The organism is Mycobacterium sp. E735, assembly GCF_001666955.1.
Taxonomy (GTDB): Bacteria; Actinomycetota; Actinomycetes; order Mycobacteriales; family Mycobacteriaceae; genus Mycobacterium.
Map to the genome: position 1 here is coordinate 1 of NZ_LZIX01000025.1, position 2251 is coordinate 2251.

2 protein-coding genes are annotated in these 2251 nt (G+C 69.2%); both read left to right on the forward strand.

The features are described from left to right. On the forward strand, positions 1-771 hold a 771-nt coding region (locus tag A5704_RS02600; protein WP_156737588.1), incomplete at its 5' end, for a beta-ketoacyl reductase. After that, positions 771-2251, forward strand: a 1481-nt coding sequence (locus A5704_RS02605; protein WP_197505042.1) for a type I polyketide synthase, incomplete at its 3' end; no start/stop codon positions are given. The genes A5704_RS02600 and A5704_RS02605, both read left to right, overlap by 1 nt.

Here is a 2251-nt window from a genome sequence, read left to right on the forward strand (position 1 = left end):
TTCGTGGTGTTCTCCTCCATCTCCGGCCTCACCGGTTCGCGGTGGCTGGCCCACTACACCGCCACCAGCGGCTACCTGGACGCCCTGGTGTACGCCCGGCGCAGCCTGGGGCTCGCGGCCACCACGGTCAACTGGGGATTGTGGAAATCACTGGCCGACAGCGACGGTGATGCCGGTCAGGTCAGCGTCGGAACCGGCCTGCTGCCCATGGACGACGAGACCGCCATCACGGCACTTCCCCTGGTGTCGAGTCCCGCCGCCGGTGCGCATTCGGTTGTGGTAGAAGCGGATTGGCCGCTGCTGGCGGAGGCCTATCGGATCCGCGGCGCACTGCACATCGTCGACGACCTGCTTCCGGACTCGGCGGGCGCCGCCCTCATCCCGGCGAAGGACTGGTCGCACCTGACACCTGCGCAGGTGCACCGGGAGCTGGAAAGCGGGCTGCGCGGCATCGTCGCCCGGGAACTGCGGATTCCCGAACCGGAGCTGGAAAGCGATCGGCCACTCGCCGAGCTCGGCCTGAACTCGCTGGGCGCCATGGCAATTCGCCGGGAGGCGGAGACCTTGGTGGGTGTTGAAATCTCGACCACCATGCTGTTCAATCACCCCACCGTCGCCGCGCTGGCGGACCAGCTCACCAAAATGGTCGCGCCCGAAGGGGATTCGGGACATGACGAGATCGCGGCGTTGTCCGCCTCGGCGGGAAGCACGCTGGACAGTTTGTTCGACCGCATCGAGTCGTCCTCCGTCACCGCCGAGGAGCCCGCGTAATGCGCAGTCTCTTCAGCCGCGTCTCGGACATGACGGCGCAGCAGCGCACCGCTCTGTCCGAAGAATTCGCCCGTGCCGCCCGCACCGTGACGGCCGAACCCATCGCTGTGGTGGGGATCGGTTGCCGATTCCCCGGCGAGGTGACCGGACCGGACAGCTTCTGGGAGTTGTTGGTCGAGGGCCGGAATGCGATCTCCGGGATCCCGTCGGATCGGTGGGACGCCGAGGCCTTCTACAGCCCCGACCCCTTGACGCCCGGTCACATGACGACCAAGTGGGGCGGCTTCGTGCCCGACATCGCGGGGTTCGACGCCGAGTTCTTCGGCATCACCCCGCGCGAAGCCGCATCGATGGACCCGCAGCAGCGGATGGTGCTCGAGGTCGCCTGGGAGGCGCTCGAACATGCCGGCATTCCAACGGATTCACTGGCCGACACCCGAACAGGCGTGATGATCGGCGCCTACTTCAACGAATACCAGTCCATGCTGGCGGCCGGCCCAGAGCAGGTGGACGCCTATACCGGAACCGGCAACTCCCACAGCATCACCGCGGGCCGGATCTCCTACCTGTTGGGGTTGCGTGGGCCTGCGGTGGCGGTGGACACCGCCTGCTCGTCGTCGTTGGCGGCGATCCACCTGGCCTGCCAGAGCCTGCGGTCCCGCGAGAGCGACCTGGCGCTGGCCGGCGGGGTCAGCGCGACGCTGCGGCCCGAGACCCAGATCGCCATCTCGGCTTGGGGATTGTTGTCGCCGCAGGGTAGGTGCGCGACGTTCGACGCGGCGGCGGACGGGTTCGTCCGCGGCGAGGGCGCGGGGGTCGTGGTGCTCAAGCGGCTGACCGACGCGGTGCGCGACGGCGATCGAGTGCTGGCCGTGGTGCGGGGTTCGGCGGTCAACCAGGACGGGCGCTCCAACGGCATCACCGCGCCCAACACGGCCGCCCAATGCGATGTGATCGCCGACGCGTTGCGGTCGGCCGACATCGCACCGGAAAGCGTCAACTACGTGGAGGCCCACGGAACGGGGACGGCGCTCGGGGATCCGATCGAATTCGAAGCGCTGGCAGCCACTTACGGGCGCGGCCCGGGCTCGTGCGCGCTCGGCGCGGTGAAGACCAACATCGGCCACCTGGAGGCGGCGTCCGGGGTGGCCGGGTTCATCAAGGCGGTGCTGGCGGTGCAGCGCGGGCAGATCCCGCCGAACCTGCACTTCTCGCAGTGGAATCCGGCGATCGACGCGTCGTCGACCCGGCTCTTCGTGCCCGTCGAGAACATCGAATGGCCGTCCGATGCGGGTCCTCGCCGGGCGGCGGTGTCGTCGTTCGGTCTCGGCGGGACGAACGCGCACGCCATCGTCGAGCAGGGCCCTGGGTTGGCGCCGGTCGACGACGCCGGCCCCGACGGCGGGGTGTCGACGTTGGTGGTGTCGGGTAAGACGGCGCGGCGGGTGGCGGCGACGGCGTCGGTGCTGGCCGAGTGGAT